The sequence below is a fragment of the Leclercia barmai genome (genome assembly GCF_049312895.1).
Classification (GTDB): domain Bacteria; phylum Pseudomonadota; class Gammaproteobacteria; order Enterobacterales; family Enterobacteriaceae; genus Enterobacter; species Enterobacter barmai.
The window spans coordinates 252,344-268,893 of the sequence record NZ_JBMNWZ010000001.1 but is presented as its reverse complement, the minus strand read 5'-3'; the positions used below and the strand labels follow the sequence as shown (position 1 = coordinate 268,893).

General features: G+C 59.5%; 14 protein-coding genes. 10 read left to right on the top strand and 4 right to left on the bottom strand.

Annotated features, from left to right (window positions below):
• The first annotated feature begins 55 nt into the window (after nt 1-55).
• Nucleotides 56-1,126 carry a tRNA 2-selenouridine(34) synthase MnmH gene (mnmH, locus tag ACOYA6_RS01195; protein ID WP_422653873.1) on the top strand — a complete coding sequence of 357 codons (1,071 nt, stop codon included), beginning with the start codon at nt 56-58 and terminating at the stop codon, nt 1,124-1,126.
• A gap of 95 nt (nt 1,127-1,221) precedes the next feature.
• Here mnmH and ACOYA6_RS01190 read toward each other — a convergent pair whose 3' ends face one another.
• The 3 genes from ACOYA6_RS01190 to ybbA all read right to left on the bottom strand — a co-directional run bounded on the left by ACOYA6_RS01190 (nt 1,222) and on the right by ybbA (nt 5,647).
• Nucleotides 1,222-2,367 carry a porin gene (locus ACOYA6_RS01190; RefSeq protein WP_039032589.1) on the bottom strand — a complete coding sequence of 382 codons (1,146 nt, stop codon included), beginning with the start codon at nt 2,365-2,367 and terminating at the stop codon, nt 1,222-1,224.
• Nucleotides 2,368-2,549: 182 nt separating this feature from the next.
• Nucleotides 2,550-4,964, bottom strand: a complete 2,415-nt coding sequence (ybbP, locus tag ACOYA6_RS01185) for a putative ABC transporter permease subunit YbbP (RefSeq protein ID WP_223074689.1) — start codon at nt 4,962-4,964, stop codon at nt 2,550-2,552.
• Complete coding sequence (gene ybbA / locus ACOYA6_RS01180; protein WP_422653872.1) at nt 4,961-5,647, bottom strand: putative ABC transporter ATP-binding protein YbbA; 687 nt, start codon at nt 5,645-5,647, stop codon at nt 4,961-4,963. The genes ybbP and ybbA overlap by 4 nt, the downstream gene beginning before the upstream one ends.
• On the opposite strand from ybbA, the gene tesA reads away from it, so the two are divergent.
• The 8 genes from tesA (at nt 5,618) to ACOYA6_RS01140 (ending at nt 13,500) form a co-directional block, all read left to right on the top strand.
• A complete protein-coding gene (gene tesA, locus ACOYA6_RS01175; RefSeq protein WP_039032597.1) occupies nt 5,618-6,241 on the top strand; it encodes a multifunctional acyl-CoA thioesterase I/protease I/lysophospholipase L1 in 624 nt (207 codons plus the stop codon). The genes ybbA and tesA overlap by 30 nt on opposite strands.
• Nucleotides 6,231-7,040 (top strand): SDR family oxidoreductase, encoded by an 810-nt coding sequence (locus ACOYA6_RS01170; RefSeq protein ID WP_138369695.1) that lies wholly within the window; start codon nt 6,231-6,233, stop codon nt 7,038-7,040. Before tesA ends, ACOYA6_RS01170 begins: the two co-directional genes overlap by 11 nt.
• Nucleotides 7,041-7,097: 57 nt before the next feature.
• A complete protein-coding gene (locus ACOYA6_RS01165; RefSeq protein WP_039032592.1) occupies nt 7,098-7,952 on the top strand; it encodes a co-chaperone YbbN in 855 nt (284 codons plus the stop codon).
• 299 nt (nt 7,953-8,251) lie between these two features.
• Entirely contained in the window at nt 8,252-9,106 is an 855-nt protein-coding gene (locus tag ACOYA6_RS01160; protein WP_039032428.1) for a hypothetical protein, read from the top strand.
• A gap of 177 nt (nt 9,107-9,283) precedes the next feature.
• Complete coding sequence (locus tag ACOYA6_RS01155; RefSeq protein ID WP_039032427.1) at nt 9,284-10,198, top strand: SPFH domain-containing protein; 915 nt, start codon at nt 9,284-9,286, stop codon at nt 10,196-10,198.
• Nucleotides 10,195-10,653 (top strand): NfeD family protein, encoded by a 459-nt coding sequence (locus ACOYA6_RS01150; protein WP_422653871.1) that lies wholly within the window; start codon nt 10,195-10,197, stop codon nt 10,651-10,653. Before ACOYA6_RS01155 ends, ACOYA6_RS01150 begins: the two co-directional genes overlap by 4 nt.
• Nucleotides 10,654-10,669: 16 nt before the next feature.
• Complete coding sequence (locus tag ACOYA6_RS01145; protein ID WP_422653870.1) at nt 10,670-12,814, top strand: PA5441 family protein; 2,145 nt, start codon at nt 10,670-10,672, stop codon at nt 12,812-12,814.
• A complete protein-coding gene (locus ACOYA6_RS01140; RefSeq protein WP_422653869.1) occupies nt 12,784-13,500 on the top strand; it encodes a DUF3142 domain-containing protein in 717 nt (238 codons plus the stop codon). The genes ACOYA6_RS01145 and ACOYA6_RS01140 overlap by 31 nt, the downstream gene beginning before the upstream one ends.
• On the opposite strand, the gene cueR is transcribed toward ACOYA6_RS01140, so the two are convergent.
• Entirely contained in the window at nt 13,497-13,907 is a 411-nt protein-coding gene (gene cueR, locus ACOYA6_RS01135; RefSeq protein ID WP_039032423.1) for a Cu(I)-responsive transcriptional regulator, read from the bottom strand. The genes ACOYA6_RS01140 and cueR overlap by 4 nt on opposite strands.
• Before the next feature lie 107 nt (nt 13,908-14,014).
• Here cueR and copA point away from each other — a divergent pair, with 107 nt between their 5' ends.
• A complete protein-coding gene (gene copA, locus ACOYA6_RS01130) occupies nt 14,015-16,513 on the top strand; it encodes a copper-exporting P-type ATPase CopA (RefSeq protein ID WP_422653868.1) in 2,499 nt (832 codons plus the stop codon).
• Nucleotides 16,514-16,550 lie beyond the last annotated feature (37 nt).

Here is a 16,550-nt window from a genome sequence, read left to right as displayed (position 1 = left end):
GACCTTCCCCTTCCCCGGCGTAAAATCCTGCCCATCGCTGTTTTGAGGGATCCTTATGAACGATGGGACGGACTACCGCGCCATTCTTACCGCCGACACGCCATTGATTGACGTGCGTGCGCCCGTGGAATTTGCTCAGGGCACCATGCCTGCGGCAATCAACCTGCCTTTAATGAACGACGACGAACGCGCCGCCGTGGGCACCTGCTATAAGCGCCAGGGACCGGAAGCCGCGCTCGCGCTCGGCCACCGTCTGGTGAGCGGCGAGACGCGAGACCAACGCCTGGAAGCCTGGCGCGCCGCCTGCCTTGCCCAACCGCAGGGCTACATCTGCTGCGCCCGGGGCGGGCAGCGCTCGCATATCGTGCAGGCCTGGCTGAAAGAGGCAGGCGTGGATTACCCGCTGATCCGGGGCGGCTATAAAGCGCTACGTCAGGCGGCAATGCAGGCGACCGTCGAGCAGGCGCAAAAACCCAGCGTGCTGATTGGCGGCTGCACCGGGAGCGGTAAAACGCTGCTGGTGAAGGCGCATCCTCAGGGCGTGGATCTCGAAGGGCTGGCGCACCATCGCGGCTCCTCCTTTGGCCGCACGCTGGCCCCGCAGCTCTCCCAGGCGAGTTTTGAAAACCATCTGGCGGTTGAGCTGTTAAAAAAAGACGCCACGCGCTGGGTACTGGAAGACGAAGGCCGGATGATCGGCTCCAACCACCTGCCGGAATGCCTGCGCGATCGCATGACGCAGTCGCCGATTGTGGTGGTCGAGGATCCGTTTGAAGTGCGTCTTGAGCGCCTTCGGGAAGAGTATTTCGCGCAGATGTGGCAGGCCTTTCGCGAGGCGCGGGGAGAAGAAGCGGGCTGGCTGGAGTATCGCGACTATCTGCACCACGGACTGTTTGCCATCCGCCGCCGTCTGGGGTTGCAGCGTTATGCCGAATTTACCGCCCTGCTGGATAGCGCTCTGGACGATCAGCAGCGTACCGGCAGCACCGAAGCGCATTTCAGCTGGCTTGCGCCGCTGCTGAATGACTATTACGACCCGATGTACCGTTATCAGCTGGAGAAAAAAGCGGAAAAGATTGTTTATCGCGGGACGTATGCAGACGTTGCGGATTGGCTGAGCCGCTGAAAAAAAGCCGGATGCGCTAACGCTTATCCGGCCTACAGATTCTGCCCGACTGTTCCCTCTCCCTTTCAGGGAGAGGGTTAGGGTGAGGGTCAGTTTTAGAAGTCGTAACGCAAACGCACCAGGTTCATATCGCCCAGATCGTCGGTGCTGGAGGTGAACACGTGCTCGTAATCCACGCGGAAACCGTAATCCAGCTGGAAGCTGATACCCACGCCGTTGTCGATGCGCTGGTAGTTGCGGCCATTCATGGTCTCGATGCGGTCGCCCATGAAGTAAGGCTGGATGGATTTCACCGCATACTGACCAATCGGGAATTTATAGCCCGCAAAGTACTCAATACCCCACGCGTCACCCGCAAAGTAGTCGTTTACCGACACTTTTTTGCTGGTCATGAAGTTCTGATACCAGCCGCCGCCTGCGGAGAAGGTCCAGTTGTCCGGGGTCCAGCTCAGCGCGGTACCAAGGATATTCTGATCCCAGGTTTTGCTGTCGCCGTTATCCGGATTACGCATGTCCGCACGGGTGTAGTTCCACGCCGCGCCCCAGGTCAGGTCGGTGGTCAGGCGATAATCCAGACCCAGTGAACCGCCGCCTTTACGCTTGTAGCGCAGGCCGTTGCCCGGCAGGTATTCGCTGTCTTCGAACAGGTAAGAGGCGTAGATGTCCGCATCGCCGAGGGTTTTCTTGTACTTCAGCATCTGGCGTGAACGGTAAGAGCCGTCGTAGTCGCCGTTGATGCCGTTACCCGGCGCCTGGCCGATCATGTCATAGTCCCAGATATCGGTTTTCGCACCAACCACATCGTAGTAAACGCTGTTCTGCTGACCGAAGGTCAGGGTACCCCAGGTATCGCTTTTCAGGCCGGTGTAGAGCATACGACGGGAGGTATCACGCGCGCCGTCTGCATGGTGGTTATCCCAGTTGAACTGGGCCGGAATGTTCACACCCAGCTCGTAGTAGCTCACCCAACTGATGTCATCAAACAGGTAGTAATCTGCCGCGAAACGGAAGCGGGTGCCGCCGTCAAAGCCGTTACGCTTGTAGCTGTTTTTGCCGTCGTCGCCGGTCATATTCTGGAACTGGGGACGAATACTGCCGCCAACGGTAAAGTTCAGGCGGCTCAGCGGGTTGCCCGCCTGCGGATCTTGTTTCAGAACGGTGATTTCAGCCTGGGATGCAAAAGACGTCAATGCCACTGCAGCGCCAATAGCGACTGCCAGCGCTTTTTTATTTATTGTCACTGTTTTTCCTTGATAGACACACTGCCATTTATTTAGCAGGTGAATATTAACCAGGATTTATCTGTCCGTGTTGTCCGGTTTTTAATGATTTGTGCCACTAACACTCAGTGTTTTATCTTTTTATGCTGCTAAGACATCACGCACCGATATAAAAACCGGTGCGTGATGGTTACGAAAAGGGATTAACCGGAGAACTGGCGGAACAGGGCTTTGCCCTTAAGTAGCCGGGCCCCCAGCCAGCCGCCGCACAGCGAGAGCATCACCGCGCCGCTGAGCGGCAGGATCACCCACAGCCGCCAGTCAGGCTCCCACGGGAAGTCGAACACCCGGGTTTGCAGCACCGCCAGCGCGGTTTCGGCCCCGATGGCCGCCACCAGGCCAGCCACCAGTCCCAGCAGGGCGAACTCGCTCCAGAGCGTGGTGCGCAGCAGTTTTTTACCTGCGCCCAGGGTGCGATAAACCACCAGCTCCTGATGGCGCTGACGCATCCCGACCTGCACCTGCGCCAGCAAAAGCAGCACGCCGCAGATCGTCACCAGAACCACCATCACCTCCAGCGCCCGACTTACCTGCTCCAGCACCTGCCCGACCTGTTTCAGGATCGCGCCGATATCCAGCAGGCTGATGGTCGGGAACTCGCGGTTCAGCTGGGTGAGCATGCCGTTGCCGTTCTCCCAGCGGAAGCTGGTCAGCCAGCTCTGGGGCTGCCCGTCCAGCGCCCCGGAAGGGAAGATGAAGAAGAAGTTTGGCCGCAGGCTCTCCCAGTCAACCTTGCGCAGGCTGGTGACTTTAGCGCTGAAGTCCTGGGTATCGCCGGTAAAGGTCACCGTATCTCCCAGGGCGACGTTCAGGCGTTTTGCCAGCCCCTCTTCCATCGACACTTCCCCCGCGCCTGGCGGCCAGGTTCCGGCGGTGATCGGGTTATGATCCGGGCGTTTATCCTGCCAGGTCAGGTTCAGCTCGCGGTTAAGGGATTCATCTTTATTACCCTCGGTAGACTGACCGTTAATCCGGGTCAGACGCGCCCGCACGATGGGATAGTAGGACTCGGGGATAATCTGGTGCTCCGAGAGGAACGTCTTCAGCGGCGTCACCTGCTCCGGGGCGATGTTAATCAGGAAGTAGTTCGGGCTTTCGGGCGGGAGCTGCTGTTGCCAGCGATCCAGCAGGTCGCCGCGCAGCACCAGCAGCAAAGCCAGCAGCATAAACGACAGCGAGAAGGCCGACAGCTGGCTGAGGGTTGACCACGGCTGGCGCAGCAGGCGATTCACCGCCAGACGCACCGGCAGGGATTTTACCGTCAGCCCCTTAAGCACGCTGAGCAGCATCCAGCCCAGCACGCCGCAGAGCAGCGCCAGCACCACGGCCCCGGCCAGCACCGCCCACAGCAGCATGCTGCCGCCCATCAGCCAGGCGAGGAGCACCACCACCAGCACCACAATCGCCGGAATGTAATATTTCAGCGGCCAGACGCTGGCCACCACGTCGCGACGCAGGACGCGCAGCGGCTGCGTCGCCAGCAGCAGGCGATAAGGGCGCAGCCCCACCAGCAGGGAGATAACGGTCATGGCCCCAATCGCCCACAGCCACGGCCACAGGCTGGCAGGCGGCAGCGCGGCGGGCAGCACCGGCCTGAGCAGCACCATCAGCACCTTCTCGAACAGCAGCCCCATCGCCCCGCCGGTGACAGCAGAAAGGGTAAGCACCATCAGCCACTGGCCGACAATCAGTTTGCGCAGCTGTGCCCTGCCCGCGCCGAGGGTTTTGAGGATCGCCACCAGGTCGTAGCGACTGCGGCAGTAGTGGCCCATGGCCACCGCCACCGCCGCGACCGCCAGCAGCAGCGTTAACAGCGCCGACAGCAGCAGGAACTGCTGGGAACGCTCCAGCGACTTGCCGAGCGCGCCATCCTCCTGCTCCATTCCGGACCAGCGGTGCTCCGCCTTCAGCTGCGGCAGCAGCCACTTTTCATAGGTGCTCAACTGGGCGGGCGTGCCGCCAAACTTAATGCGCCAGGTGACGCGGCTCCCGGGCTGTACCGCCGCGGTTTTGGCGACATCTGCGGTGTTCATCAGCAGGCGCGGCGCCATCTGGAAGGGGTTGAAGCCGGAATCCGGCTCCTGAATCACCTCTCCGGCGATTTTCAGTGTGGCATCCCCGACGTCAATGCTGTCGCCGGTTTTCAGATTCAGCAGCGCCATCAGGCGCGAGGCCAGCAACACCGTTCCCGGCGCGGGCTTGAGGCCCGGCGGGTTGGTTTGTAGCTCGCCGTACATCGGGTAAATATCATCGACGGCCTTTACGCTTGCCAGCTGTGGCGTATCGGCGGCAAAGGTCATGGTCTGGAAGCTCAACTGCTCGCTGACCTTCAGCCCCTCTTTTCTCGCCTCCTCAAGCCACGCCTGGGGCACCTCGCGGGAGCTGCGCAGCGTGCGGTCCCCGGCCATAAACTCACGGCTCTGCTGGCTGAGTCCCTTTTCCATGCGATCGCTGACGCTGCCGAGCGCCAGCACGCAGGCCACCGCCAGGCTTAACGCCAGCCAGACGATCAGCAGCGAGGGGGAGCGCCATTCGCGCCAGAACCAGCGGGTAATCATGCTTCCTCCTGCAGTTCGCCATTCACCAGGCGCAGGCGGCGATCGCAGCGGGCAGCCAGTTGCGGATCGTGGGTGACGAGGATCAGCGTGGTGCCGTGCTCGCGGTTAAGCGAGAACAGCAGATCGGCAATTTTGTCCCCGGTCTGGCGATCGAGGTTACCGGTGGGTTCGTCGGCAAACAGCACATCCGGGCGGCCATTGAACGCACGGGCCAGCGCCACGCGCTGCTGCTCGCCGCCGGAGAGCTGCGCCGGAAGGTGATCGAGGCGTTTACCCAGCCCCAGCTGTTCCAGCAGCGCCCTGGCGCTCTCCCGGCTGTGGGCGGTATTCTCGCCGCGCAGCAGCCCCGGCAGCTCAACGTTCTCCAGCGCGTTAAGGGTCGGGATCAGCATAAACGACTGAAAAACAAAACCAATGTGCTTTGCCCGCAGGGCGGCGCGCGCCTCTTCATCCCACGCATGCAGGGGCTGGCCGACCAGGTTGACCTCACCGCTGCTGCCGTCATCCAGACCAGCGAGGATCGCCAGCAGCGTGGATTTGCCCGAACCCGATTCACCAATCAGGGCGATGCTCTGCCCGCGTTTGACAATGAGTTCAACTCCGGTAAGGATGGAAAGCTCGTGCTCCCCCTGACCCACGGACTTCTTAAGATGATGAACTTCAACAATGTTTTCCGCTGGCATTTGCCCTTCCTGTTTTTGATTCTGTTCTCATTTCGCGCCGCGGCGGCGGACACGCTATTAATTCTGGGTGACAGTCTGAGCGCTGGCTACCGGATGGCGGCCAGTGCCGCCTGGCCTGCGCTGCTGAACGATAAATGGCAGAGCAAAACGACGGTCGTCAACGGCAGCATCAGCGGCGACACCTCCCAGCAGGGACTTTCCCGTCTGCCTGCCCTGTTGAAACAGCATCAGCCGCGCTGGGTGCTGGTGGAGCTTGGCGGCAATGACGGCCTGCGCGGTTTCCAGCCGCAGCAGACGGAGCAAACCCTGCGCAAAATTTTGCAGGATATCCGCGCCGCCAACGCCCAGCCGTTACTGATGCAAATTCGCCTGCCTGCTAACTATGGTCGTCGGTATAATGAAGCCTTCAGCGCGATATATCCGAAGCTCGCCAAAGAGTTCGATGTTCCGCTGCTGCCCTTTTTTATGGAAGAGGTCTACCTGAAACCGCAGTGGATGCAGGACGACGGTATTCACCCCAATCGGGACGCCCAGCCGTTTATCGCAGACTGGATGGCAACCCGGCTGGCTCCTTTAGTTAAACATGACTCGTAATTCAGCGGAGATCCTGACAGGTAAAGTTATGCAAAAATCGGTCTTAATAACAGGATGTTCCAGCGGAATTGGCTTTGAAAGCGCCCTTGAACTGAAGCGTCAGGGATTCTGGGTGCTGGCCGCCTGCCGCAAACCCGAAGACGTTGAACGGATGAACAACATGGGTTTTGCCGGCGTGCTGTTGGATCTGGATTGTGCAGAAAGCATTGAACGCGCCGCCGATGAAGTGATCGCCCTGACCGGTAATCGCCTGTATGGGCTGTTCAACAACGCCGGATTTGGCGTTTACGGCCCGCTGCAGACTATTACGCGCCAGCAGCTTGAACAGCAGTTTTCGGCCAATTTTTTTGGCGTCCATCAGCTTACCATGCGCCTGCTGCCCGCCATGTTGCCGCACGGCGAGGGCCGGATTGTGATGACCTCCTCGGTGATGGGGCTCATCTCCACGCCCGGTCGTGGGGCTTACGCCGCCAGCAAATATGCGCTGGAAGCCTGGTCGGATGCGCTGCGCATGGAGCTGCGCCATAGCGGCATTAAGGTGAGCCTGATTGAACCGGGCCCTATCCGCACCCGCTTTACCGACAACGTCAATCAAACCCAGGCCGACAAGCCGGTGGAAAATCCCGGCATTGCCGCACGTTTTACGCTGGGGCCGGAGGCGGTGGTCGCCAAAGTGCGCCATGCTTTTGAGAGCAAAAACCCCAAAATGCGTTATCCGGTCACGCTGGTGACCCACGCCGTCGGCCTGCTGAAGCGCCTGCTGCCGGGCCGGATGATGGACAAAATTTTACAGGGCTGAGTTGAAGCCACGCGTCACGCCCCCATGTAAACAGAAACTCATAATCGAGAATGCCGCATGTCCGTACAGAATATTGTCAACATTACCGAAGCAAACCTGCACCAGACCCTTGAACAGTCGATGACCAAACCGGTGCTGTTCTACTTCTGGTCTGAGCGGAGTCAGCACTGTCTGGAACTGACCCCGGTCCTTGAGAAGCTGGCCGCCCAGTACAATGGTCAGTTTATTCTGGCGAAGCTCGACTGCGACGCCGAGCAGATGATTGCCTCGCAGTTTGGCCTGCGCGCCATTCCAACGGTCTATCTGTTCCAGAACGGTCAGCCGGTGGATGGCTTCCAGGGCCCGCAGCCGGAAGAGGCGATCCGCGCCCTGCTGGATAAAGTGCTGCCGCGCGAAGATGAGCTGAAAGCGCAGCAGGCGGCGGCACTGATGGCCGAAGGCAAGCATGACGACGCCCTGCCGCTGCTGAAAGAGGCGTGGCAGCTTTCCGGTCAGAACAGCGAAACCGGCCTGCTGCTGGCGGAAACGCTGATTGTCTTAAAACGTTCTGAAGACGCCGAAGTGGTGCTGAAAACTATCCCACTTCAGGATCAGGATACCCGCTACCAGGGGCTGATGGCGCAGATTGAACTGCTGAAGAAAGCCGCGGATACGCCGGAAATTCAGCAACTGCAACAGCAGGTGGCCAACAACCCTGCCGACGCGGCGCTGGCCAGCCAGCTTGCACTGCAGCTGCATCAGGTAGGTCGTAACGAAGAAGCGCTGGAACTGCTGTTCAGCCATCTCAAAACCGATCTGGCTGCGGCTGACGGCCAGGCGCGTAAAACGTTCCAGGACATTCTGGCGGCACTCGGCACGGGTGACTCCCTGGCCTCCTCCTATCGCCGTAAGCTTTACGCTCTGCTGTACTGATCGTTTAGAAAATACTGGAGCCGCCGTTATGGCGGCTTTTTTTATATCTGCCGCTAGCGTTCATTAAGTCTTTCTAATGTTTTATTTTGAAAAAAAGTTAATGAGTCTTTAACGATGTAAAATATAGTCTTTAGCATGTCCACGCTTCTGAACGGATAGCCCGCCTGTAGTAACCTTTATCTTCCATTTGTGATCGGCGCAAAACTCCCACACGCGGTGCTAATAGCCTCATCTTGCGGGAGATGTTAAACTTTTTCGCGATAAAAATGGCTCGCTTTTAACTATAGGAAGTATGCGGCATGACACATATCTTTTATGAGTTCACCTCCCTTAAGCCGGGTGTTCCTAATGTAGAAACATTAATGCAAGTCATCCACTCCTCGGCAGAGACCAGCTTTGTTATTGGCCCTGAAGTCGTTGATTTCGTGAAAAAAGCGTTGATCGTTAATACCACTATTGGCAGCTTTAAAAATTGCAAATTCGCTTTCGACAACGGCACGCACTTCATTGAATTTGATGGGAAAGGTAAATCGAAGCGCTACGACGAGGTTCCGGAATGGTTTGTCTCCCCGGCAGACTTTTCCCGCTCGCAGTGGCTGATCAACCATAAGCTGTCGGATGTGATGGCGACGAAGTTTATTGAAGTGCTGATGTCTTACCCGCTGAAAGAGCGTCGTGCCCACTGCAATCTGCTCTTCGGATTAGACTTGCATAAGACAGGTATCGTGCCGTCCACGACTCCTGCCGCGAGCAAAATCGGCAATAAAAACGGTAAAACAACGAAGCCGAAAATCATCGAACTGGGCTCCTATGAGCTGTTCAGCCAGTTCTTTGACCGCCTGAAAAGCGCCGTGGCAGAGGATCAGTTCCCGACCCTGCAGGTGCTGACCGGTATCGATAACCTGTCAAAAGCGCCAAATAACCTCAAACAGGGGATCCGCACCTGGTTCAAAGCGATCACCGGCGATCTGCCGCCTAACAATAAGCGCGTCGAAGCCGGTAATGCCGGTCTGTTCTGCGCCCCGGTGCGTGAACAGCTGCAGCAGATTGAAGCGATTGGCCTGGAAAAATACTATGCCGGACTGTCACGGGCGATCAACGAAGCGGGCGAGCAGTACATCTCTGACTTCGCTTACACCCATCCCGACGCCTGACCTGCCGCTGTCGACTAAAAGTCCCGTCGCCCTGCTATTTTTAGCGGGGCTTTTTTATGTCTGGACCCTGCCCGGCTCGTTGATTCAAGGCGAATTTCCCCCTGTTTGCCGATATACTAATGGGCAACAAACGAACAATTGTTATCGCAACATGGAATACAAAACAGGAGGTTTTACATGTTCATCGTCATCCCTATTCTCATCTTCGTGGCGCTGGTGATCGTCGCCGCTGGCGTCAAAATCGTGCCGCAGGGCTACCAGTGGACGGTTGAGCGTTTTGGTCGTTATACCAATACGCTGCAGCCGGGGTTAAGCCTGGTCGTGCCGTTTATGGACCGCATTGGCCGCAAGATCAATATGATGGAACAGGTGCTCGATATCCCGTCGCAGGAGGTCATCTCCCGGGATAACGCCAACGTGACCATCGACGCGGTGTGCTTTATTCAGGTGATTGACGCCCCGAAAGCCGCCTACGAGGTGAGCAACCTTGAGTTAGCCATCATCAACCTCACGATGACCAATATCCGAACCGTGCTGGGCTCGATGGAGCTGGACGAAATGCTCTCCCAGCGCGACAGCATCAATACCCGCCTGCTGCACATCGTCGACGAAGCCACCAACCCGTGGGGCATTAAAGTCACGCGAATTGAGATCCGTGACGTGCGCCCGCCAGCAGAGTTGATCACCTCGATGAATGCCCAGATGAAGGCCGAGCGAACCAAGCGCGCCTACATTCTGGAGGCCGAAGGGGTGCGCCAGGCGGAGATCCTCAAAGCCGAAGGGGAAAAACAGTCGCAGATCCTTAAAGCCGAAGGCGAACGCCAGTCTGCCTTCCTGCAGGCCGAAGCCCGTGAACGTTCGGCGGAAGCAGAAGCCCGCGCCACCAAAATGGTTTCGGAGGCCATCGCTGCCGGGGATATCCAGGCGGTGAACTACTTTGTGGCGCAGAAGTACACTGAAGCGCTACAAGCCATTGGCTCGGCGGATAACAGCAAGGTGGTAATGATGCCGCTGGATGCCAGCAGCCTGATGGGCTCGATCGGCGGGATCGCGGAGCTGATTAAAAACAGCGGCAACGAGCGCAAATTATGATCGCGTTAATTGCTGCACATCCGCACGTCTTCTGGCTGAGTCTCGGGGGCCTGCTGCTGGCGGCAGAGATGCTTGGCGGCAACGGCTATCTGCTGTGGAGCGGCGTGGCGGCCGTTATCACCGGCCTGCTGGTGTGGATCTTACCCTTCGACTGGGCCTGGCAGGGGGTGCTTTTCGCGGTACTCACCCTGATTGCCGCCTGGCTCTGGTGGCGCTGGCTCTCACGCCAGGTGCGCGCCCAGAAACCCGCCGATGCCCGGCTCAACCAGCGTGGACAACAGCTGGTGGGGATGCAGTTTACGCTGGATACCGCCCTGGTGAACGGGCGCGGCCATATGCGCGTCGGCGACAGCTCATGGCCGGTGATTGCCGATGCCGACCTAAGCGCCGGTACAAAAGTTGAAGTGGTGGCCGTCGAGGGGATCACCCTTCGCATCCGCGCCCTCTCCCGATAAGAACAGGATTAACAGAATGGTCAGGAAGACAACGCTCGTAATGAGCGTTAGCGCATTACTGGCAAGTGCCGTACCGGCATACGCCTCGTTTGATATCGAAGACTGTAAATGGAGCGATGACTATTGCCTGCTGAAAGGCGACCCGGTGCTGACACCCGGCAATGATTCCCGCGACAACCTGCTGCGCCTGCTGAGCGAAGCAAAATCCTTTGCCCTGCCCGTGCAGGCCACGCCTGCGGATATCACCCGCTCCCGCGACTTCTATTTTGCTTATCATCCGGAGTGGGATGCCGCAACGACACCTGCCACCGCCTCAGGGGAAGCACCGGTTGAAGAGAGTTCGCTCAGCAAACAGCTCGCCGCTCTGCAGCTTGACCCCGTTGAGATCCGCAACGACGGTGAGCTGGAAAACCGCTTCGTCTCGAACAGTGCCGACAGCGTGAGCCAGTTTTTTGCCGTCCTGCTGGCCGATGAAACGCTCACGGCCGAACAGCGCCATGCCCTGGCCCGGGCGCGTTCAGGGCTCTATTCCGGCGCGACCGACGAGCAGCTGGCGGCATCTCTGGAGACTCTTCCGGCACAATCGACAGCCGTGCAGTACAAAACCTATCTGTCAGGGGCAGCCCTTTTTTATGCCGGGGATTACGCCGGGGCGGATCGCGCATTTAGCGCATTGATCGACAGCAATCGCCCGTGGCTGGCGGAAACCGCGCACTATATGCTGATGCGTACGGCGCTGAACAAAAGCAGCCAGAACAGCACGGGGGAGTACGGCGATTTCACTCTCGATCGTATCGATCGCTCTGCCGCCGAACAGGCGCAGAAAGCTGCTCAGGTCTATCTTCAGCGCTGGCCGGAGGGGCGTTATGCCGATTCCGCGCGCGGCATGCTGCGCCGTATCAACTGGTATCTGCAGGCCTGGCCGCAGCTGGCGGGGCTGTATGAGCAGCGGTTCCAGCAGGCCAGTGACGCCGGGGCGCTGCGCGGGCTGGTGATCGAATACGATAATGTCTTTGGCATGCAGTTCTATGTAAGCGCCGTGCAGGAGGCATTCCCCGACGCGCCGCTGGTCAGCTATACCGAAATGTTGCGTGCCCTTCGCCTGAACAGCGACGAGAAACCGACCCTGACGCAGCAGGCGCTCGACAGCAGCAAACCGGTGTTTGAAAAAAGCGGCAAGCTGGCGCTGTGGCGTAATCTGCAGTTGAACCTGTGGCGGGCAACAGACAATGATGCCGCCATTTTGCAGGCCGTTAAGCCAGCGGAAAAACTCCCGGCGCACGACATTCTCGCCTTCAGCGAGCAGGTGCTGTACGGCGACGCGCTGATGGCGCAAAAGCAGTGGCCGGCGGCAGGTGATTTCTGGCTGAAGTTGCTAAAGCAGAGCCAGGATGTCGAACAGCAGCAGTATGTGCAGGCCAGGCTGGCGGCCACGCTGGTGTATAGCGGCAATGCAGAGGCGATTTTTGCTCCGGACAGCGCCGTTACCAACCTGCGGCTTCGCTCACAGGTGCTGAAAGCGGTGGCCTCGCCTGAGTGGTTACGCCAGCAGGCCAGCCAGGGGCCGAACAACGAGGAGCGCACCATTGCGCTGCACACGCTGTTGGTGCGTGATTTAACCGAAAACCGCTTCAGCGACTGGTTAACCGACAGGAAGCTCGCCAGCGCCATCACGCCTCCGGTCGTGGGCAAAGCGTTTGACGATGTTAACCTGAGCGTTTTCGACTGGAACGGCGATACCGCCGAAGCCGGTTACGTCTGTCGAAGTCTGGACAACACGGTGCAGGTTCTCAGTAAGAACGCCAATGATGCCCATGCCCTGAACTGTCTGGGCGAGTTCTTCCGCACAACCACTACCCATGTCGATCTGTGGAAAGACAGCGCAGGCAACGGCCTGCTTAGCGCGGCGATCCACCGCAAAGAACCTTACGGCCAGTTCGACAGGCAGGGTTACTATCAGCAGGTCATCACCTCGCCAAAGGCGGAGCATGAAGATAAAAGCTACGCCCTCTATCGGGCCATCATGTGCTATGCCCCGTCCGGCTATAACGAATGTGGCGGAGCAGAGGTGGACAAAGCCCAGCGCAAAGGCTGGTTCACGCAGTTAAAAACGCAGTATCCGGGCAGCCCGTGGGCACAAAAACTCAAATACTACTGGTAGCCGCGCTGCTGGCCGGACAGGCGCAGGCGCAGGAGATCGTTACCGCGCACGAACACCCGGCCTTCTGGCTCTGGACGGGGGTTAAGGCCAGCGATGCGCTGAAGGAGGCGCAAACGGTCTATCTGCATCAGGGAGAGGTGCTGGCCCGCCCGAACGAGGTGGTGTTCCAGCGCCTCGGACTGCCCGTCAGCCGCCTGACCTTTCCCTCAATCTGGCTGACCGTGCGCTTTACCACCCTCGACGTACCGCCTGAGATCTTCCCGCGAATAGTCCGTCTGATGCAGCGCTGGCAGGCGGCCGGTAATCAGGTGGTGGGTTTGCAGGTTGATTTTGATGCGGCCACCCACCAGCTGGCGGACTACGCCCGCTTTTTGCAGGCGTTGCGCCAGCAGCTGCCGGCCGAATTTTCTCTGGGGGTCACCGGGCTGCTGGACTGGGCAAAAACCGGGGATGTCGCCACGCTGAACGGGCTGGCAGTGGACGAGCTGGTGATCCAGAGCTATCAGGGCCGCCATACGGTGGCCAACTATCAGGCCTATCTGCCCGCGCTTGCCCGGCTGCGCATTCCATTCAAGCTCGGGCTGGTCCAGAACGGCCAGCGGGATCGGCAGGCCGAAGCGCAGCTGCAACAATCCCCGTGGTATCGCGGTACGGTGGTATTTATGCTCAACCCGGCCCGCGGTTAGGCCTTCGCCTTGCGATGACAGCAGCCGGACAGATTATCAATGATCGGACAGTCGGCGCCGTCATCCCCCGGGCAGCTCTCCGCCAGGGCCAGCAATTGATCGCGCATCGCCTGTAGCTCCACAATATGACGTTCAATCTCCGCCACCTTCTCCAGCGTCCGGCTTTTAACGTCGGCGCTATGGCGCGCAGGATCGTTGAACAGGTTCACCAGGTCGCCGCACTCCTCCAGATTGAAACCCACCTGTCGCGCCTGGCGCAGCAGCGTCAGTTCATCGAGGTGCTTCTGGGTATAGCTCCGGTAACCGTTCTCACTGCGCAGCGGCGGCGTCACCAGCCCTTTCTCTTCGTAAAACCGAATCGCTTTGCTGGTTAAGCCGGTTTTTTTGGCAACATCACTGATATTCACGTTTCCCCCTTGACCTTCCCCTTGATGGAAGGTTTAACCTTCATAACAGTTAGATGAAAGTGTCTCTCCGGTCAATATCTGGCTGGAGATTTAGAAGGAGTTTACCTATGTCTCAAACCATCGACCTGACACTGGATGGCCTCTCCTGCGGCCACTGTGTCAAACGCGTTAAAGAGAGTCTGGAGCAACGCCCGGACGTTGAGAGTGCAGATGTGACCATCGAGCACGCGGTTGTCACCGGCAGCGCAAGCGCCGATGCCCTGATCGACACCATCAAACAGGCCGGTTACGGTGCGGCGTTAAGCCACCCAAAGGCTGATCCGCTGACAGCGTCAACAACTCCGTCGGAAGCACTGACAGCGGCCCCCTCTGAGCTTCCGGCAGCTCACGATAGCGATGACAGCCAGCAGCTGTTGATCAATGGCATGAGCTGCGCCAGCTGCGTCACCCGCGTTCAGGATGCCCTGCAGGCGGTTCCGGGTGTGGCACAGGCACGGGTCAATCTGGCGGAGCGCACTGCGCTGATCATGGGCAGCGCCTCCGCCGCTGATTTAGTGCAGGCGGTTGAAAAAGCAGGCTATGGCGCCGAGGCGATTGAAGATGACATCGAACGCCGGGCGCGCCAGCAGGAGACCGCCATCGCCACCATGAAACGTTTTCGCTGGCAGGCGATTGTCGCCCTGCTGGTGGGTATCCCGGTGATGGGCTGGGGAATGCTCGGCGATAACATGATGGTCACCGACGACAACCGCACGCTGTGGCTGGCAATAGGCGTGCTCACCCTTGGGGTGATGATCTTCGCAGGCGGCCACTTCTATACCAGCGCATGGAAGAGCCTGAAAAACCGCACCGCCACCATGGACACGCTGGTGGCGCTGGGTACCGGCGCGGCGTGGCTCTACTCAATGAGCGTCAACGTCTGGCCGCAGTGGTTCCCGATGGAAGCGCGCCATCTTTATTATGAAGCCAGCGCGATGATTATCGGCCTGATTAACCTGGGCCATATGCTGGAAGCCCGGGCCCGTCAGCGCTCGTCGAAAGCGCTGGAAAGATTGCTCGACTTAACGCCGCCTACCGCCCGGGTTGTGACCGAAAACGGCGAACAGAGCGTGCCGCTGGCAGAGGTTCAGGAAGGCATGATCCTGCGCCTGACCACCGGAGATCGCGTGCCGGTGGATGGGGAGATCACCCAGGGCGAAGCCTGGTTTGACGAAGCGATGCTCACCGGCGAGCCGGTGCCGCAGCAGAAAAGCGACGGGGAGAGCGTTCATGCCGGTACCGTCGTGCAGGATGGCAGCGTGCTGTTCCGCGCCAGTGCCGTCGGCAGCCACACCACGCTGTCGCGCATTATTCGTATGGTGCGCCAGGCCCAGAGCAGCAAGCCGGAGATCGGCAAGCTGGCCGATAAAATCTCTGCCATCTTCGTGCCGGTGGTGGTGGGTATCGCCCTGTTCAGCGCCGCTATCTGGTACTTCTTCGGCCCCGCGCCGCAGATTGTCTATACCCTGGTGATCGCCACCACGGTGCTGATCATCGCCTGTCCTTGTGCCCTGGGACTGGCGACACCGATGTCGATTATCTCCGGCGTCGGGCGTGCCGCAGAATCGGGCGTGCTGGTACGTGATGCCGACGCCCTGCAGCGCGCCAGCACCTTAGACACCCTGGTGTTTGATAAAACCGGGACCCTCACCGAGGGTAAACCCCAGGTGGTTGCCGTCCATACACTGGGGGGTATGAGCGAAGCCGAGGCCCTGAGTCTGGCGGGCGCACTGGAGCAGGGCTCCAGCCATCCGCTGGCCCCGGCGATTCTGGAGAAAGCGGGCAGCGCATTACCGCAGATGAATAACTTCCGCACCCTGCGCGGGCTTGGGGTCAGCGGTGAGGTGGATAATCGCACCCTGCTGCTGGGTAACCAGGCGCTGCTCGCGGAAAACGGCATTGATACTCGTGCGCTGGACGAGCAGCTGCAAACCTGGGCTTCACAGGGGGCAACCCCGGTGCTGCTGGCGGTAGACGGAAAGGCCGCGGCGCTGTTTGCCATTCGCGATCCATTACGCGCTGACAGCGTGGCCGCGCTGCAACGCCTGCACCGGGAAGGCTATCGTCTGGTGATGCTCACCGGCGATAACGCCACCACCGCCCAGGCTATCGCCCGGGAAGCGGGCATTGATGAGGTGATCGCCGGCGTGCTGCCGGATGGCAAAGCGGATGCGATTATCAAACTGCAGGGCCAGGGACGCCGCGTGGCGATGATTGGCGACGGCATCAACGACGCCCCGGCGCTGGCGCAGGCGGATGTGGGCATCGCCATGGGCGGCGGGAGCGATGTCGCCATCGAAACGGCAGCCATCACCCTGATGCGCCACAGCCTGACCGGAGTGGCCGACGCGCTTGCCATCTCGAAAGCGACGTTGCGCAACATGAAGCAAAACCTGCTGGGGGCCTTTATCTATAACGCCTTTGGTATTCCCATCGCCGCCGGGATCTTATGGCCGCTGACCGGCACGCTGCTGAACCCGGTAGTGGCGGGTGCCGCCATGGCCCTCTCCTCTATTACCGTGGTGAGCAACGCTAACCGCCTGTTGCGCTTTAAACCTAAAGCCTGAGGCGGTTGCAGGACAAGGACGTCTTGCACCGCCCTGC

Bases quoted from the DNA above. Each gene is read 5' to 3' on its own strand.
- mnmH (WP_422653873.1), top strand. From the start codon at position 56: ATGAACGATGGGACGGACTACCGCGCCATTCTTACCGCCGACACGCCA.
- ybbP (WP_223074689.1), bottom strand. From the start codon at position 4,964: ATGATTACCCGCTGGTTCTGGCGCGAATGGCGCTCCCCCTCGCTGCTG.
- tesA (WP_039032597.1), top strand. From the start codon at position 5,618: ATGAACTTCAACAATGTTTTCCGCTGGCATTTGCCCTTCCTGTTTTTG.
- ybbA (WP_422653872.1), bottom strand. From the start codon at position 5,647: ATGCCAGCGGAAAACATTGTTGAAGTTCATCATCTTAAGAAGTCCGTG.
- ACOYA6_RS01170 (WP_138369695.1), top strand. From the start codon at position 6,231: ATGACTCGTAATTCAGCGGAGATCCTGACAGGTAAAGTTATGCAAAAA.
- ACOYA6_RS01165 (WP_039032592.1), top strand. From the start codon at position 7,098: ATGTCCGTACAGAATATTGTCAACATTACCGAAGCAAACCTGCACCAG.
- ACOYA6_RS01160 (WP_039032428.1), top strand. From the start codon at position 8,252: ATGACACATATCTTTTATGAGTTCACCTCCCTTAAGCCGGGTGTTCCT.
- ACOYA6_RS01155 (WP_039032427.1), top strand. From the start codon at position 9,284: ATGTTCATCGTCATCCCTATTCTCATCTTCGTGGCGCTGGTGATCGTC.
- ACOYA6_RS01150 (WP_422653871.1), top strand. From the start codon at position 10,195: ATGATCGCGTTAATTGCTGCACATCCGCACGTCTTCTGGCTGAGTCTC.
- ACOYA6_RS01145 (WP_422653870.1), top strand. From the start codon at position 10,670: ATGGTCAGGAAGACAACGCTCGTAATGAGCGTTAGCGCATTACTGGCA.
- copA (WP_422653868.1), top strand. From the start codon at position 14,015: ATGTCTCAAACCATCGACCTGACACTGGATGGCCTCTCCTGCGGCCAC.